Source organism: Pseudomonas sp. 14P_8.1_Bac3 (assembly GCF_025466085.1).
GTDB lineage: Bacteria > Pseudomonadota > Gammaproteobacteria > Pseudomonadales > Pseudomonadaceae > Aquipseudomonas.
The window spans coordinates 28,805-43,823 of the sequence record NZ_JANLOD010000075.1 but is presented as its reverse complement, the minus strand read 5'-3'; the positions used below and the strand labels follow the sequence as shown (position 1 = coordinate 43,823).

The 15,019-nt window shown below is 59.6% G+C and carries 14 protein-coding genes; 7 read left to right on the top strand and 7 right to left on the bottom strand.

The window, feature by feature from the left end; translation table 11 throughout:
- Positions 1-215: 215 nt before the first annotated feature.
- A complete protein-coding gene (locus tag NTD84_RS28145; protein ID WP_262172330.1) occupies positions 216-551 on the top strand; it encodes a DUF2834 domain-containing protein in 336 nt (111 codons plus the stop codon).
- 127 nt (positions 552-678) lie between these two features.
- On the opposite strand, the gene NTD84_RS28140 is transcribed toward NTD84_RS28145, so the two are convergent.
- Both NTD84_RS28140 and NTD84_RS28135 read right to left on the bottom strand, forming a co-directional pair.
- Positions 679-1,602 (bottom strand): magnesium transporter CorA family protein, encoded by a 924-nt coding sequence (locus NTD84_RS28140; protein WP_262172329.1) that lies wholly within the window; start codon positions 1,600-1,602, stop codon positions 679-681.
- Positions 1,603-1,609: 7 nt separating this feature from the next.
- Positions 1,610-3,184 (bottom strand): RimK family protein, encoded by a 1,575-nt coding sequence (locus NTD84_RS28135; RefSeq protein ID WP_262172328.1) that lies wholly within the window; start codon positions 3,182-3,184, stop codon positions 1,610-1,612.
- A gap of 92 nt (positions 3,185-3,276) precedes the next feature.
- Here NTD84_RS28135 and rimI point away from each other — a divergent pair, with 92 nt between their 5' ends.
- Positions 3,277-4,383: a ribosomal protein S18-alanine N-acetyltransferase gene (gene rimI / locus NTD84_RS28130; protein ID WP_262172327.1), complete on the top strand. Its 1,107-nt coding sequence runs from the start codon at positions 3,277-3,279 to the stop codon at positions 4,381-4,383.
- Positions 4,384-4,408: 25 nt separating this feature from the next.
- On the opposite strand, the gene NTD84_RS28125 is transcribed toward rimI, so the two are convergent.
- Both NTD84_RS28125 and NTD84_RS28120 read right to left on the bottom strand, forming a co-directional pair.
- Entirely contained in the window at positions 4,409-5,557 is a 1,149-nt protein-coding gene (locus tag NTD84_RS28125; protein ID WP_262172326.1) for a PQQ-dependent sugar dehydrogenase, read from the bottom strand.
- 35 nt (positions 5,558-5,592) lie between these two features.
- Positions 5,593-5,934, bottom strand: a complete 342-nt coding sequence (locus NTD84_RS28120; protein WP_262172324.1) for a hypothetical protein — start codon at positions 5,932-5,934, stop codon at positions 5,593-5,595.
- Between the two features lie 184 nt (positions 5,935-6,118).
- On the opposite strand from NTD84_RS28120, the gene NTD84_RS28115 reads away from it, so the two are divergent.
- Complete coding sequence (locus NTD84_RS28115) at positions 6,119-6,988, top strand: Ku protein (RefSeq protein ID WP_262172323.1); 870 nt, start codon at positions 6,119-6,121, stop codon at positions 6,986-6,988.
- A 151-nt stretch (positions 6,989-7,139) separates the two neighbouring features.
- Here the strand turns inward: NTD84_RS28115 and lpxO are convergent, their stop codons facing one another.
- Positions 7,140-8,039, bottom strand: coding sequence for a lipid A hydroxylase LpxO (gene lpxO / locus NTD84_RS28110; RefSeq protein WP_262172322.1), 900 nt, complete (start codon positions 8,037-8,039; stop codon positions 7,140-7,142).
- 413 nt (positions 8,040-8,452) lie between these two features.
- Between lpxO and NTD84_RS28105 the strand changes: the two genes are divergently transcribed.
- Positions 8,453-10,042 carry an ABC-F family ATPase gene (locus tag NTD84_RS28105; protein ID WP_262172321.1) on the top strand — a complete coding sequence of 530 codons (1,590 nt, stop codon included), beginning with the start codon at positions 8,453-8,455 and terminating at the stop codon, positions 10,040-10,042.
- 264 nt (positions 10,043-10,306) lie between these two features.
- Complete coding sequence (locus tag NTD84_RS28100; protein ID WP_262172320.1) at positions 10,307-11,494, top strand: MFS transporter; 1,188 nt, start codon at positions 10,307-10,309, stop codon at positions 11,492-11,494.
- Positions 11,495-11,587: 93 nt separating this feature from the next.
- Here NTD84_RS28100 and NTD84_RS28095 read toward each other — a convergent pair whose 3' ends face one another.
- Together NTD84_RS28095 and NTD84_RS28090 are read right to left on the bottom strand one after the other, a co-directional pair.
- Positions 11,588-12,625: an alpha/beta hydrolase family protein gene (locus tag NTD84_RS28095; protein WP_262172319.1), complete on the bottom strand. Its 1,038-nt coding sequence runs from the start codon at positions 12,623-12,625 to the stop codon at positions 11,588-11,590.
- Between the two features lie 247 nt (positions 12,626-12,872).
- On the bottom strand, positions 12,873-13,484 hold the full coding sequence (locus tag NTD84_RS28090) for an FMN-dependent NADH-azoreductase (RefSeq protein WP_262172318.1): 612 nt from the start codon (positions 13,482-13,484) through the stop codon (positions 12,873-12,875).
- Positions 13,485-13,613: 129 nt separating this feature from the next.
- Between NTD84_RS28090 and NTD84_RS28085 the strand changes: the two genes are divergently transcribed.
- Together NTD84_RS28085 and NTD84_RS28080 are read left to right on the top strand one after the other, a co-directional pair.
- On the top strand, positions 13,614-14,522 hold the full coding sequence (locus NTD84_RS28085) for a LysR substrate-binding domain-containing protein (protein WP_262172317.1): 909 nt from the start codon (positions 13,614-13,616) through the stop codon (positions 14,520-14,522).
- Positions 14,519-14,878, top strand: coding sequence for an MmcQ/YjbR family DNA-binding protein (locus NTD84_RS28080; protein WP_262172316.1), 360 nt, complete (start codon positions 14,519-14,521; stop codon positions 14,876-14,878). Before NTD84_RS28085 ends, NTD84_RS28080 begins: the two co-directional genes overlap by 4 nt.
- The last annotated feature ends 141 nt before the right edge of the window (positions 14,879-15,019 follow it).

The following is a 15,019-nucleotide window of genomic DNA, read 5'->3' as shown; positions in this document are numbered from 1 at the left end:
ACAGAAAGTAAAAACCCGCCTCGAGGGCGGGTTGGGTGCTGCAATCGTGAGCTAGCCCGCCAAATAAGGAATGGCGGTAATAATGCTTGGCTGGCAGCGCAATACGGTGGAAGTCATGGCTGGAAATTAGCCGGGCGTCGCGACCAAGTCAATGGCCAGATTTCTGCGGGTTCTGTAGGCTGGCGATTCCACTCGCTGACCCAAGGAAGGAAAACATGAAGTCTGTCGCCCTGCCCCTGATCGCATTGATCGCCTTCGCCGGCTACACCGCGTCGGTGATGCTCCAGGCTGAACAGTCGTTGATCGAATTTGGCATCAGCCTGATGTCACGGCCAGACACCGCGCAGGTGGTGATTGACCTGTACCTGTTGGCGACACTGGCCGGGGTGTGGATGTACCGCGATGCGCGCAAGCGTGCGCAGACGGCGTTGTCCGTCATTCCTTATCTTTTGCTTACCGCGATTTTTGTGTCGATTGGGCCGTTGTTGTATCTGGTTGTTCGGGGTTTGCAGGATCGGAAGAGATCGGGTGACACGGAACAAATGGTCTGATCCGGGTTTTGCAGTGGCAAAACAATAGCTTTCGCGAGCAAGCCCGCTCCCACAGTGACCTGCGTCGTACGCACCGAAACCCTGTAGGAGCCAGCTTGCTGGCGATGGCGGCCTGACACCCAACCCATCATTTGGCCAACCTCCTGAGCCCCAACACCATCACCCCCGCCCCCAACATCATCGCTGTAAGAAACAATGGGTACGACACCCACCACGGCGTCCCGGCCGTCATCATGCTGAACTCGGACATACCGCCAATGCTCGCAATCAGGTTCAACGGCAGGAACACCACGTTGATCAGCGTCAGTTTGCGCAGCAGGTTGTTCATGCTGTTGTTCATCAGGTTGCCTCGGGCGTCGATCAGCCCGGAGAACACCGTCGAGTAGATTTCCGCCTGTTTGTAGCACTGATTATTTTCAATGATCAGGTCGTCGATCAGGCCGATGGCTTCGGCGCTGAAGTGCTGCTTTTCCGCGTGGTTGCGCAGTCGCGTCAGGACCGCGCCGTTGCTGTGGATGGCGTTGGCGTAATAGATCAGGCTTTCGCTGAGGTTGAACATCTGGATCAGGTGCTGGTTCTGCATCGACGCGTTGAATTTCTGCTGTAACTCCCGGGCGACCAGCTTGATCACCTTGAGGTGGCCCAGGTAGTGATGGATGTTGTTGAACAGCACATCGAGCAACACATCCAGCGGTGTATTCAAGCGCTGCCGGGTGCCGAGCCCATGCAGCGGCGTATCGTCGGTGGCGATCACCAGCAAGCGCTCCGCACAAAACAGCAAACCGCAGGACGACACCTCGAACGCCAGGCTGCCGCCGCCGGAATAGTTTTCCGGGCGTTTCCAGATCAGGAACAGATTGTCCGGGTGAAACTCGATGCGCGACACCTCGTCCGGGTCCAGCGCCGAGGCGAGCGCATGTTCATCGAGTTTGAAATGACTGTGCAGCAGGTCCCGCTCGGCCGCATCGGGGTTGCTGAACAGCATCACCTCGGCGTCGAGTCGCTCGACCGCCTGCAAGGCACCGTGGGTCAGTTGAAAACTCTTTATCATCGGCGCTTCACCAGGCCTGGCCGCGGCGTTTCAGTTCCAGACGGCGGACGAACTCTTCCAGCACCAGCGAGTACAGATCGTCCTGCAAATAAGCGTCTTCAATGCCGGCGTCCATGTTCGGGTTGTCGTTGACCTCGATCACCACCACTTTGTCGCCGGACTGTTTGAGGTCAACGCCATAAAGGCCGTCGCCGATCAGGTTGGCGGTTTTCACTGCCAGCTCCACGACGGCGCGCGGGGCTTCATGGACCGCCAGGGTGCGGCATTCGCCGTTGATGTCCTGGCCCTTGGCCTTGTGGTTGTAAATCTGCCAATGCCCCTTCGACATGAAGTACTGGCAGGCAAAGATCGGCTTGCGGTTGAGCACGCCGATGCGCCAGTCGTACTCGGTGTAGAAGAATTCCTGGGCCAGCAACAGCACCGAGTGTTCGAACAGCTCAGCGGTGGCTTCAAGCAAGGCTTGCTGGCTTTCGACCTTGATCACACCGCGGGAGAAGCAGCCATCGGGGATCTTCAACACCAGCGGAAACCCCAGGCGCTCGCCCACCCGTTCGAAATCTTCCGGTCGCTCCTTGTAGAGGATTTCGGTGGCGGGCATGCCCAGTTGATGGCTTTTGAGCAGGTCGGTCAGGTACACCTTGTTGGTGCAGCGCAGGATTGACGTCGGGTCGTCCATCACCACCAAGCCTTCGCTTTCGGCTTTCTTGGCGAAACGGTAGGTGTGGTTATCGACACTGGTCGTCTCGCGGATCAACAGGCCGTCGTATTCGGCGATGCGCGCGTAGTCCTTGCGCTCGATCAGCTCGACATCGATGCCTAATGTCTTGCCAACGCGTACGAAATTGTCCAGCGCCTTGGGGTTGGACGGCGGCAGCGCTTCGTGGGGATCGTGCAGGATCGCCAGGTCATAACGGGCCAGGCGTCGCGAGCGCGGCATGCGCCAGATCTTGCGGCTGAAACTGTCGAGTGAGTGCGCAAACTGATCCTCCTGATCTTCACGCAACTTGTGCAGGGCACCTGACTTTATTCCTTCAATGTGCCAACCGTTAGTTCGACGAAACTCAACTAACACTATCGGACACGGAAATACTTCAAATAACTGGCGCGCCAGATCCTGCAAAGGCTCGATATGTGTCTGGCCAAAGTACAGGGTCAGGGTAAAGCCTTCGGTATCACTGTAAAGATGATGATTGAGGGCTTTCTCCAGGGTTTTATCCAGGTCGTCCAGCGCCAGGCCGTAAAGGGCTTTTCGGGTCAGTTCGCTGATGGTACGCACCGAAGGAATGACCTTGTGCCCCCGCGCCTCGGCCAGCAGCGAGCAGTAATAACCGTGCCCCAGGTACTTGTAGCTGCGGCACAGGTTGATCACCTGGACCCGCTTGCCCTGCTCGCAGTCGCGGGTTTGTTCGAGGTACTCCTGAGCGGTGACGATGTCTTCACTGGGAAAATAGGAAGCCCAGTCCTCCTTGCGTTCGACGATGATTATCAATTGGCTGGAAGTTCTAACCCCTGTATTTAAATAAGTTGCCGCCGGCAAAGTTTGCTCGGATACTTCGCGCCAATGACCCTGTACCGCTGACATAGTGATTGATCCGTTGGAGAACAAGACCTTTCCTATTAAGCACGAACTTTTTCGAAAGTCCCGTTTCGTTACGCAACTTTTACGGCGGTCATATGAATCCTGTCTTTCGCTTGGCTGTAGTTGAAGACTTATCCGCGTTGCTGGCACTCGAACAGCAATGTTTCACCACGGACCGGCTTACCAGCCGCAGCTTCCAATGGATGATTACCCGGGCCCACGGGCAGTTGCTGGTGGCTGAACGCGACGGGCAATTGCTGGGTTATGCGGTGGTGCTGTTTCACCGCGGCACCTCGCTGGCGCGGCTTTACTCGATTGCCATTGCCGAGCAGGCTCGCGGCAGCGGACTGGGCAAGCAATTGCTCGAACGCATCGAGGCCTGTGCCGTTGAGCATGACTGCGCGTACCTGCGCCTGGAAGTACGCATCGACAACCCCGCCGCCATTGCCCTGTACGAGCGTAATGGCTATCGGCGTTTCGCCCTGAAACACGACTATTACGAAGATCACGCCGATGCGCTGCGCCTGGAAAAACGCATTCTGCAGCATCGCGATGCCCGCAGCATCAAGGTGCCCTGGTACGCGCAGACCACCGATTTCACCTGCGGGCCGGCGTGCCTGTTGATGGCCATGGGCGCCTTGCAGGCTGACAGGGTGCTGGAGCGCCGCGAAGAACTGCAGATCTGGCGCGAAGCGACCACCGTGTTCATGACCTCAGGCCACGGTGGTTGCAGCCCGCAAGGCCTGGCGCTGGCCGCCTGGCGACGCGGATTCCGCGTGCGCCTGCAAGTGAGCATGGCCGGGCCGTTGTTTCTCGATGGCGTACGCGATCAGCATAAAAAAGACGTCATGCGTTTGGTCCACGACGAGTTCGTCGCGCAGTTGCACAGTACCGATGTCGAACAGGTGCTCGGCGGACCGTTGGATCTGCCACGGCTACTGGCCGATGGCGGACAGCCACTGGTGCTGATCAGTAGCTACCGGCTGACCCGCTCCAAGTCCCCGCACTGGGTGACCGTCACCGACTGCGATGAAGAGTTTGTCTACCTGCATGACCCGGACGTCGATCACAGCCAGCATCGTCAGCCCATGGACTGCCAGCACTTGCCGGTCAGCCATGGGGAATTCGACAAGATGTGCAGTTTCGGGCGCGGCAAATTGCGGGCGGCGGTCATTCTCTATGCGGGCATCAAGCAACCGTGAGCCTGTGGCACCTAAAAAGGCGAGGTTATTTCAGGCCCACTTTGTACAGGACGCCATCGCCCTCGTCGGTGAGCACATACAAATATCCGTCCGGCCCCTGCCGCACATCACGAATGCGTTGTTTGAGCTCGCCCATCAGGCGTTCTTCATGAACCACCTGATCGCCGTCGAACTGCAAGCGGATCAACTCCTGGCTGGCCAGCGCGCCGATGAACACGTTGTGCTGCCACGGCTTGAAGCGGTCCGCGTCGTAGAACGCCATGCCGCTCAAACCCGGGGATTTTTCCCAGACATGGTGTGGCGGGACGGTGCCTTCGGCGGTCTTGCCCTTGGCTTCCGGAATCGGCTGGCCTGAATAATTGATGCCGTTGGTCGCCAGTGGCCAGCCATAATTCCTGCCGCGCTCAATGATATTGACCTCGTCACCACCCAGAGGACCGTGTTCGTTTTCCCAAAGCACGCCGGTCCAGGGGTTGAGCGCCGCCCCTTGCGGGTTGCGCTGGCCGTAGGACCAGATCTCCGGGCGCACACCGGACTGACCGACAAAGGGGTTGTCGTCAGGCACTTTGCCGTCCGGGTAGATCCGCACCACCTTGCCCTGCAGCTTGTCCAGATCCTGGGCGGTGGACCGGTCGTTATTCTCGCCGAGGGTGATGAACAGGTAGCCGTCGCGATCGAACACCAGCCGCGAGCCGAAGTGATTGCCGACCGAAAGCTTGGGCTCCTGACGGAAAATCACTTTGAAATTCCTCAGGCCGGTCAGGTCCTCCGACAGCTGGCCGCGACCGACGGCCGTGCCGGCCTTGTCGCCCTCGCCACCCCCTTCGGCATAGGACAGGTACACCGTGCGGTCCTGCTTGAAGTCCGGCGACAACACCACATCCAGCAAACCGCCCTGGCCCTTGGCCCAGACTTTCGGCACGCCGCTCAGCGGTGCCGAGAGCTTGCCATCGGCACTGGCCACGCGCAGGTTGCCGGGCCGCTCGGTCACCAGCATGCCTTGCCGATCGGGCAGGAACGCCAACGCCCACGGATGGTCCAGCCCTTTGACGATGGGGGTGACTTCAAGGGTGCCTTGTTCGCTATTCAATTCTTGAGTGGGCGCGGCGAAAGCGGGCGCAGCAGCGATCAGCGCGCTGGCACAGACAGTGGCCAGGAAGGTTTTACGCAACATGCACGATTCCTTTTGTGGTTTGGAGGCTGGCAGCTTCAACGGGTGTTCGAATCCCTAGGCGGTGGATTGGGAGTGAATGTCGGCGGCCTGGCGGGCGCTGTCCGCTCCTGGGGGGAGCGATTGCCAATGCCGCCATTGTCCAGTGTGGGCGACCGCGGCACGGGCACCGTATTGGGTCCGCGAATCGCCGGGGCGCTGGGTTGCGTGCCTTGCATGCTGTTGGGGTTGGCCCGGCGAATCGGACTGTTGTAGGGATTGCTGGCGGCGCTCGTCGGGCTTTGGGCCAACAGCAAGGGCGAAGCAACGTCAGCCAGGGCCACACTCCCTAGCGCGCCACTCAATGCCAGCGCGAAGATGGCAGGCAAAAATCGGTTCATGGGCAGCTTCTCCAGTCATACAGCCTTCGATAGCACGCTACGCCCAGGGTTCGGATTTGTTAACCAAAACCTCCCCGGCAAGATGTAACACGAAGTTGAGCCCCTGGCGGGGCTGGCCCGAACGCCGCTGAAACTTTTTCTTCGGGGCATGGGTCACCTGAACATCAATCGCGAGTAAACGACCATGGCACGGGCAATCTGGAAAGGCGCAATCAGTTTCGGGCTGGTGCATATCCCTGTGGCGCTGGTCTCGGCGACGTCTTCCCAAGGGGTGGATTTCGACTGGCTCGACAGCCGCAGCATGGAACCCGTGGGCTACAAACGGGTGAACAAGGTGACCGGCAAGGAAGTGACCAAGGAGCACATCGTCAAAGGGGTGCAATACGAGAAGGGTCGCTACGTGGTGCTCAGCGAGGAGGAAATCAAATCGGCGCACCCGCTGTCGACGCAGACCATCGACATCTTTTCCTTTGTCGACAGCGAGCAGATTCCACTGCAGAACATCGACACGCCCTACTACCTCGCCCCGGATAAACGCGGCGGCAAGGTCTATGCGTTGCTGCGTGAAACCCTCAGCAAAACCAACAAGGTCGCCCTCGCCCACGTGGTGCTGCACACCCGTCAGCATCTGGCGGCGCTGATGCCGTTGGAGTCGGCGATGGTTTTGGTGATGCTGCGCTGGCCGGCAGAAGTGCGCAGCCTCGACACCCTGGAGCTGGGCACCGAAGTGACCAAGCCGGAGTTGGCCAAGGGCGAACTGGACATGGCCAAGCGCCTGGTGCAGGACATGAGCGGCGACTGGAGCCCTGACGATTACCGCGACAGCTTCGAAGACAAGATCATGGCGCTGGTCGAGAAGAAGGCCAATGAAGGCAAGATCGAGGACGTGGAAACCGCGACCGGGGAAGAGGAACGCAAGACTGCGGATGTTATCGATTTGACCGAATTGCTGAAGCGCAGCCTCGGTGGCAAGGCTGGGGCCAAGCCGGCGGCCAAGTCGAAAGCGACGGCTAAACCGGCGGCGAAGAAGGCGAGCAAGCGGTCGAGTGGTTGATTTGTCGGCTGGGCGGTGAAAGTGATGGCCTCTTCGCGAGCAAGCCCGCTCCCACATTGGCTCGGTGGTGTGCACAAAATCCTGGACACACCGAGAGCCCCATGTGGGAGCGGGCTTGCTCGCGAAGGGGCAACCAGCAACAAGGCAAAAATCAGATCAACACAAAAAACGCCAGCAACCCACCAAAAATCGCCCATTTTTCCAGGTAATAGAGCTTGCGGTTGCGCTTCTTCAGCGCCTTGCCGCGTAAACGAATCTTGTAGATTTTGGCGAACAGCCGGTTGATCGCTCCGGTCTTGTCCCCCACATCATTCGGCGCACCCGCGGCCGCCATCACGTTACGGCTGAACCAGCCGTTGAACGCCGCCGCCCAGCGATACTTCATCGGCCGCTCGACATCGCAGAACAGGATGATGCGGTTCTGATCGGTGGTGTTTTCCGCGTAATGAATGAAGGTTTCATCGAACATCACCGCTTCGCCATCGCGCCAGTGGTAATTCTCGCCGTCGACGTTGATATAGCATCCGGCATCGTTGGGCGTTTCCAGGCCCAGGTGATAACGATAGGAACCCGCGTACGGGTCGCGATGACGCACCAGTTTGGAGCCTGGCGGCAACTCGGCGAACATCGCGGCCTTGATCGAGCCGATGCTTTGTACAAGCTCCGTGGTGCGCGGACAGAGCTTCATCGCCGACGGATGGCTGGCGCCGTACCACTTGAGATAGAAACGCTTCCAGCCAGTCTTGAAGAACGAGTTGAAACCGACATCGTCGTACTGGTTCGAACGCTTGATCTCACCGGCCCGCAGCAGGTTCTGGCCTTCGGCACGGATTTCCTCCCAATGGGCCTGCAACGGACTCAGGTCAGGAAAATCGGCCGGATCGAGGTACGGCTTGTTGGGCATCTTCGAGCACAGGTAAAGGAAGCAATTGATGGGTGCCAGAAACGAAGAGTGATCGCTCAACTGGCGGCCCAGTTTGTGGCGCACGCGCCCGCGCAGGTGGACGTATGCAATCGAGACAATATAAATAGCGGCAATGATGAGTTTCACGGAAATCGTCACACGTCAGAAGTGAACAAACTGCGTCCGTGCCTGTCGGCGTCAGTTCGAAAGATGGCATTTTAGCCACGATTTGTAACCAATAGTTAACCTGCAAATGTGAAAATCTGTCCGCCGAGGCAGCCAAAACGCCCGCGGGGCCTCAACGCCCTATCGTTTAAAGAGCCAGACCAGTACAATCGCCGCCAAACATTACGCGCCCCCCTTGGTTGACGACGGAATTAACCCCGCCTCAGCGCACTTCGACTCGGGCCAAGCGCTCCACATGCTGCTGTCCACTTATTGCCAGATGGACCTTCCGCTTCTGACCGGGATGCATTTCCCGTGGTTCGAAAACCGGAAACAGGTACTGAATCGGTACTGCCGCAACCCTAGCTACTCTGAATGCTTCGCAGGAAAAACCTTTGATCTCTACAGCTAACATCACGATGCAGTTCGGCGCCAAGCCGCTATTCGAAAACGTTTCGGTCAAATTCGGCGCGGGCAACCGCTATGGCCTGATCGGCGCCAACGGCTGCGGCAAGTCGACTTTCATGAAAATCCTCGGTGGCGACCTCGAGCCGTCCGGCGGTCAGGTCATGCTCGAACCGAACGTGCGCCTGGGTAAATTGCGCCAGGACCAGTTCGCCTACGAAGAATTTACCGTGATCGACACCGTGATCATGGGTCACGAAGAGCTGTGGAAGGTCAAGGCCGAGCGCGACCGCATCTACTCGCTGCCGGAAATGACCGAAGAAGACGGCATGGCCGTGGCTGAACTGGAAACCGAGTTCGCCGAAATGGACGGCTACACCGCCGAATCCCGCGCCGGCGAGCTGTTGCTGGGCCTGGGTATCGGCATCGAGCAACACTTCGGCCCGATGAGCGAGGTGTCCCCAGGCTGGAAACTGCGCGTATTGCTGGCCCAGGCGCTGTTCTCCGATCCGGAAGTGCTGTTGCTCGACGAACCGACCAACCACCTGGACATCAACACCATTCGCTGGCTGGAAAACGTGCTGACCCAGCGCTCCAGCCTGATGATCATCATCTCTCACGACCGTCACTTCCTGAACAGCGTGTGCACCCACATGGCTGACCTGGATTACGGCGAGCTGCGCCTGTTCCCGGGCAACTACGATGAGTACATGACCGTGGCGACCCAGTCCCGCGAGCAACTGCTGTCGGACAACGCCAAGAAGAAAGCGCAGATTTCCGAACTGCAATCGTTCGTCAGCCGCTTCTCGGCCAACGCCTCGAAAGCCAAGCAGGCCACATCCCGCGCCAAGGCGATCGACAAGATCCAGCTGGCCGAGGTCAAGCCTTCGAGCCGTGTGAGCCCGTTCATCCGTTTCGAACAAACCAAGAAGCTGCACCGTCAGGCGGTCATCGTCGAGAACATGGCCAAGGGCTTCGACGGCAAGCCACTGTTCAAGGACTTCAGCTTCCAGGTTGAAGCCGGCGAGCGTGTGGCGATCATCGGCCCGAACGGTATCGGCAAAACCACCCTGCTGCGCACCCTGGTCAACGAACTGACCCCGGATGCCGGCACCGTGAAGTGGACCGACGCCGCGGAACTGGGCTACTACGCCCAGGACCACGCCCACGACTTCGAAGACGATTGCAACCTGTTCGACTGGATGGGCCAGTGGACCCAGGGCGGCGAGCAGCTGGTTCGCGGCACCCTCGGCCGCATGCTGTTCTCCAACGACGAGATCCTGAAGTCGGTCAAGGTCATCTCCGGCGGTGAGCAAGGTCGCATGCTGTTCGGCAAGCTGATCCTGCAGAAACCGAACGTGCTGATCATGGATGAACCGACCAACCACTTGGACATGGAGTCGATCGAGGCGCTGAACCTGGCGCTGGAGAACTATCCGGGCACGCTGATCTTCGTCAGCCACGACCGTGAGTTCGTATCGTCGCTGGCCACGCGCATTATCGAATTGAGTGCCAGCGGCGTGATCGACTTCAGCGGCACGTATGATGATTACCTGCGTAGCCAGGGTGTGGTGTTCTAAGCAAAGCACCTGCCTGAATGCCCGCGGTGTCTGTACCGCCATCGCGAGCAGGCTCGCTCCTACAGAAAACGCACCTGTAGGTTGCTCGGGATGGACGACAACGATGACGCGGGCTGTCTGAATGCCCGCGGTGTCTGGGCGATCATCGCGAGTAGGCTCGCTCCTACAGGATGCGTCTGGTTTTTTGATCGTTAGCCAGCTTTCATTTATTCCACACCCACGCCATGATGCAGCTCTCCCACCGCCGCCCGCGAACGAGCCCTCATGTCTGCGCAGCAACTGCCACCGCAAAGCTCCATGGCGATCACACTGCAGATCGTCTCCATTGTTTTCTATACCTTTATTGCCTTCCTCTGCATCGGCCTGCCGATTGCGGTGTTGCCGGGTTATGTCCATGAGCAACTGGGTTTCAGTGCGGTGGTCGCCGGGCTGACCATCGGCTCGCAATACCTCGCCACCCTGCTCAGCCGCCCCATGGCCGGGCGCATGTCGGACAGCGTCGGCACCAAACGCTCGATCGTCTACGGTTTGTCGGGGATTGTCTTGAGCGGCGTGCTGACATTGCTGTCGACGCTGCTGCAAAGTTTTCCGATGGCGAGCCTGTTGATCCTGATCGCTGGTCGTTTGCTGCTGGGGATCGCCCAGGGTCTGATCGGCGTCGGCACCATCAGCTGGTGCATGGGCCAGGTCGGCGCTGAACACACTGCGCGCTCGATCTCGTGGAACGGCATTGCGTCCTACGGCGCCATCGCCATTGGTGCGCCGCTGGGTGTGGTGATGGTGGCCGAGTATGGCTTCGTCAGCCTCGGCATCGCGTTGGCGGTGCTGGCCGGGCTGGCACTGGTGCTGATCCGCAACAAACCCTCGGTGCCGGTTGTTCGCGGTGAACGAATGCCGTTCTGGGCGGTGTTCGGACGCATCGCGCCGTTTGGCGCGAGCCTGAGCCTGGCGTCCATCGGCTACGGCACACTGACCACCTTTATCACCCTCTATTACGTCAACCGTGGCTGGACGGGTGCCGCGTACTGCCTGACGGTGTTCGGGATCTGCTTCATTCTGGCGCGCTTGCTGTTTATCTCGAGCATCAGCCGGTTCGGTGGTTTCACATCCGCGATTGCCTGCATGAGCATTGAAACGGCCGGCCTGGTGCTGCTGTGGCTCGCGCCTTCGACCGGTTATGCGCTGATTGGCGCAGGATTGGCGGGGTTTGGTTTGTCACTGGTGTACCCGGCGCTGGGGGTTGAGGCGATCAAGCAAGTGCCGAACTCCAGTCGCGGCGCCGGCCTGAGCGCGTATGCGGTGTTTTTTGATCTGGCGCTGGCAATCGCCGGGCCGTTGATGGGGGCGGTGGCGTTGAATCTGGGGTATCCGTGGATTTTCTTCAGCGCGGCGATGTTGTCGGTGACGGGCCTGGCCTTGACCCTCCTACTGAAACGCCGCGCCACGGCCTGAAGGACATAACCCTTGCAGGAGCCGGCTTGCTGGCGATGGCGTCTTCGAAATCGCTATCGCCAGCAAGCTGGCTCCTACAGGGATTGCGTGACGTTACTGGTCGGCGGTTTGCATGCCCGCGCGGGTGGGTTTGCCCAGCGCATGGGAGAAGAACCGCCCGGCTTCGGAAATCATGTTGCGATGAATGTCTTCGCGGTCGACACCGTCTGCATCGGTGCACAGCGCTGGCATCGTCGCGATCTGCTCTTCGTTGCACGGCGCCATGAACACGAAGTGCCCTGCCCCGGCCAGCAATTTGAAATCCGGCGCGATCGGCAGTTTGCGCGCCAGCGCCGCGGCATTCTTGTCGAATGCCACCAGTTTGTCGCCGTCCCCGCTGTACAACAGCACGGGCACATGCACATCCGCCAGGGTGTGACGACCGAACTTCAGGCTCAGCGGCGCCATCAGCAGCAGCGCGTGAACCCGCGGATCCGCCACCGGCTGCAGGTCATCACGGTCAACGATCAACTCGCCCTTGGTGTTGCAGGCATCGCGGTCATCCGGGCGCTCCTGGCAGTAGCGGCGCAGACGATCCAGGTCAGGCGTCGCGCCGGACAAAATCAACGCCGTCTCGCCGCCCGCCGAATAACCAATCACCCCCACCTGATCAGCATTCACAAACGGCGCGAGCATGCGGTCGCCCAGCGTCGCGGTAATGGCTTCGGAAATCTGGATCGGCCGCCCATAGAGGTTGCTCAAGGTGCCGAGGCGGCTGTGGTCCTTGGAGTTGTCACCGGGATGAAACACCGCCACCACCACAAATCCCTTGCGCGCCAGCGATGTGGCGAGGTCATGCAGGGCCAGCGGGGTTCCGGTGTTGCCGTGGGACAGCATCAGCATCGGGAAACGGCCAATGGCGACGCGCGTGTCCTCGCCCGCTTCGACCGTGTAGCCCTCGAGTTTGCTGGTGTGTTCCCGGTCACTGGAGGGGTAGAACGCGATGGCGCGCATCGGCTGCAGATCCAGCGGATCGAGAAAAGTCAGCTCATGGAAGCCGACGCTCCAGCGAGGGTGCGGCGCAGGCGCGGCGTGCACTGAATTCAGGCTGCTGAGCAGGCAAATCAGTAACATTGCACAAAGACGCACCATGGGATGCCCCACCTTTGTTACTTGACCGGAAAGCCCGTTCTCCCTGGAACATCGAGGAAGCGGCCTTGTACCAGCAATTGCGGCCACCAAGGTCGTTGCAGAACGGGGACGATAACCCTCGACTGCATAACCTGGGCCAGAATGCGAAATAGTCAGAAACAAAAAACTCCGTATCTGACACTTGCGTGATCAGAATACAGAGTTTTTTGGGGTGTTGCCCGAGCTGATTTACATCTTTACGCAAGCCTTACGCAGCGGCGAACAGCTGCTCGCTGATTTGCGTGTGAGCGTCGCTCATGGCTTTGGTACGCACTTCGTCACCGTAGGCCAGGCCGTGGGCGCGGACGAATTCGATATCGGTGATGCCGAGGAAACCGAACAGCACCTTCAGGTACTCTTCATGGGCAACGCCAGTCGCCTGACCGGCATGCAGACCGCCAGAAGTCGAGACGATCACGACTTTCTTGTTGCCGCACAGGCCTTCCGGGCCGGCTTCGGTGTAACGGAAAGTCTGGCCGGCAACAGCGATGCGGTCGATCCAGGCCTTGAGTTGGGTCGGGACGGTAAAGTTGTACATCGGCGCGGCAATGACGACGGCATCGGCGGCAATGAATTCGGCCAGGGTCGAGGCGCTCAGCTCGGCTTCGTGCTGTTGTGCGGCGTTGCGCAATTCAGCGGTGGTGCCGGCGGCGACCAGGGTCGTGGCGGAGAAATGGCTGATGGCATCGTTGGCCAGGTCGCGGTAAGTCACCACCGCGGCCGGCTCGGCGGCTTGCCAGGCTTTGACGACTTCGCCGCTGAGCTGACGGGAAGCCGAGTTGTCACCAAGAATGCTCGAATCGATGTGCAGCAGTTTCATGTGGGATCTCCAGGTGAGGATCGCCACGGGGCGATCTGATGGAGACAATCCTACAGACGAATCCAATAGCTGATTAGGCGGCAACAATGCGATAGTTCGTCCCACGAATAGAACAGTCGAGTCATCATCATGCAAGACCTCAATGACCTCTATTACTTTGCCAAGGTGGTCGAAGCCGGTGGTTTCGCGGCAGCCGGGCGTTTGCTCGGGATTCCCAAGTCGCGGCTGTCGCGGCGCATCGCCGAACTGGAAGAGCGCCTGGGCGCACGCCTGCTGCAACGTACTACGCGACAACTGAAGCTGACTGCCGTGGGTGAACGCTACCTGCGGCATTGTCAGGCAATGCTGCTGGAAGCCGAGATGGCCGATGAAGCCGTGGCCAGCATGTCCAGCGAGCCTCGCGGGCGTTTGCGAGTGTCCTGCCCCGTCGGGCTGGCCCATGAAATGCTGCCGACGGTCATCAGCCGGTTTCTTGAAAAATACCCGCAGGTGCAACTGGAAGTGATGCTGCTCAATCGGCGCGTCGATCTGGTGACCGAAGGCGTCGATGTCGCCCTGCGGGTCCGTGAGCTGGGGGATGAAGACCCGTTGCTGGTCACCCGCCGCCTGCGTCAGGCACAGATGCTGATGGTGGCCAGCCCGGGCTTTCTCCATGGCCGGGAGATCAATCATCCCGGGGACCTCAAGGACTTGCCAGTGCTCGGTGCTCTTGAGGCTGACCGCATGGTGCACATCCGCATGCTCGATCAACACGGTAAAAGCCATGAACTGGCCCTTGAGGCGCGACTGGGGATCGACGACTTTATCGTGCGCAGGGCCTGCACGCTCGCGGGCCAGGGCTTTACCATGCTGCCGATGATGTATTGCGAGCAGGAACTGGAAAGTGGTGCTCTGGTGCAGTTGCTCCCCGAATGGTCGTTGCCGGGTGGCTGGCTGCAAGCGGTCTACCCTCATCGGCGCGGCGTGATGCCGGCCGTGCGCGCCTGGCTCGACCATTTGATCGAATCATTCAATGCCTGCGGGGACCGACTGATATGAACGCTGGACGAATGAACGAAGTAGACGTCGCACAATTCTGTCTCGCCCTGCCGGGCGCCAGGGAAGACTTCAAGTGGGGAGGCGTGCGGGTGTTTTCTATTGCCGGGAACAAGATGTTCGCCCTGCAGAACCTGCGGGGCGACTCCCTGGCTTTCAAGGTCGACAAGGACCTGTTCCTGGGCCACTGCGACCGTCCGGGCATTCACCCGGCGCCTTATCTGGCTCGAGCGCAGTGGATCATCATGGAAACGCCCTACCCGCTGGGTACCCAGGAGCTGCAAGCCTTGCTGCAGCGCTCCCACCAACTGGTGGTGAGCAAATTACCCAAGCGCACCCAGGTCGGGTTGTTGCTTTAATACCGACGCAGGTCCAGGCACCCCGCTTTGTGCAATTGGGCCAACGGAATCTGCCAGCAACAATCGCTAATAACCTGATAAGTAATTTTAAATGCCGCCCGATAGCACGAAGCGCATTCAGGAGGCAACGCTTCTTTCAAC

Bases quoted from the DNA above. Each gene is read 5' to 3' on its own strand.
- NTD84_RS28145 (WP_262172330.1), top strand. From the start codon at position 216: ATGAAGTCTGTCGCCCTGCCCCTGATCGCATTGATCGCCTTCGCCGGC.
- NTD84_RS28140 (WP_262172329.1), bottom strand. From the start codon at position 1,602: ATGATAAAGAGTTTTCAACTGACCCACGGTGCCTTGCAGGCGGTCGAG.
- NTD84_RS28135 (WP_262172328.1), bottom strand. From the start codon at position 3,184: ATGTCAGCGGTACAGGGTCATTGGCGCGAAGTATCCGAGCAAACTTTG.
- rimI (WP_262172327.1), top strand. From the start codon at position 3,277: ATGAATCCTGTCTTTCGCTTGGCTGTAGTTGAAGACTTATCCGCGTTG.
- NTD84_RS28125 (WP_262172326.1), bottom strand. From the start codon at position 5,557: ATGTTGCGTAAAACCTTCCTGGCCACTGTCTGTGCCAGCGCGCTGATC.
- NTD84_RS28120 (WP_262172324.1), bottom strand. From the start codon at position 5,934: ATGAACCGATTTTTGCCTGCCATCTTCGCGCTGGCATTGAGTGGCGCG.
- NTD84_RS28115 (WP_262172323.1), top strand. From the start codon at position 6,119: ATGGCACGGGCAATCTGGAAAGGCGCAATCAGTTTCGGGCTGGTGCAT.
- NTD84_RS28100 (WP_262172320.1), top strand. From the start codon at position 10,307: ATGTCTGCGCAGCAACTGCCACCGCAAAGCTCCATGGCGATCACACTG.
- NTD84_RS28095 (WP_262172319.1), bottom strand. From the start codon at position 12,625: ATGGTGCGTCTTTGTGCAATGTTACTGATTTGCCTGCTCAGCAGCCTG.
- NTD84_RS28090 (WP_262172318.1), bottom strand. From the start codon at position 13,484: ATGAAACTGCTGCACATCGATTCGAGCATTCTTGGTGACAACTCGGCT.
- NTD84_RS28085 (WP_262172317.1), top strand. From the start codon at position 13,614: ATGCAAGACCTCAATGACCTCTATTACTTTGCCAAGGTGGTCGAAGCC.
- NTD84_RS28080 (WP_262172316.1), top strand. From the start codon at position 14,519: ATGAACGCTGGACGAATGAACGAAGTAGACGTCGCACAATTCTGTCTC.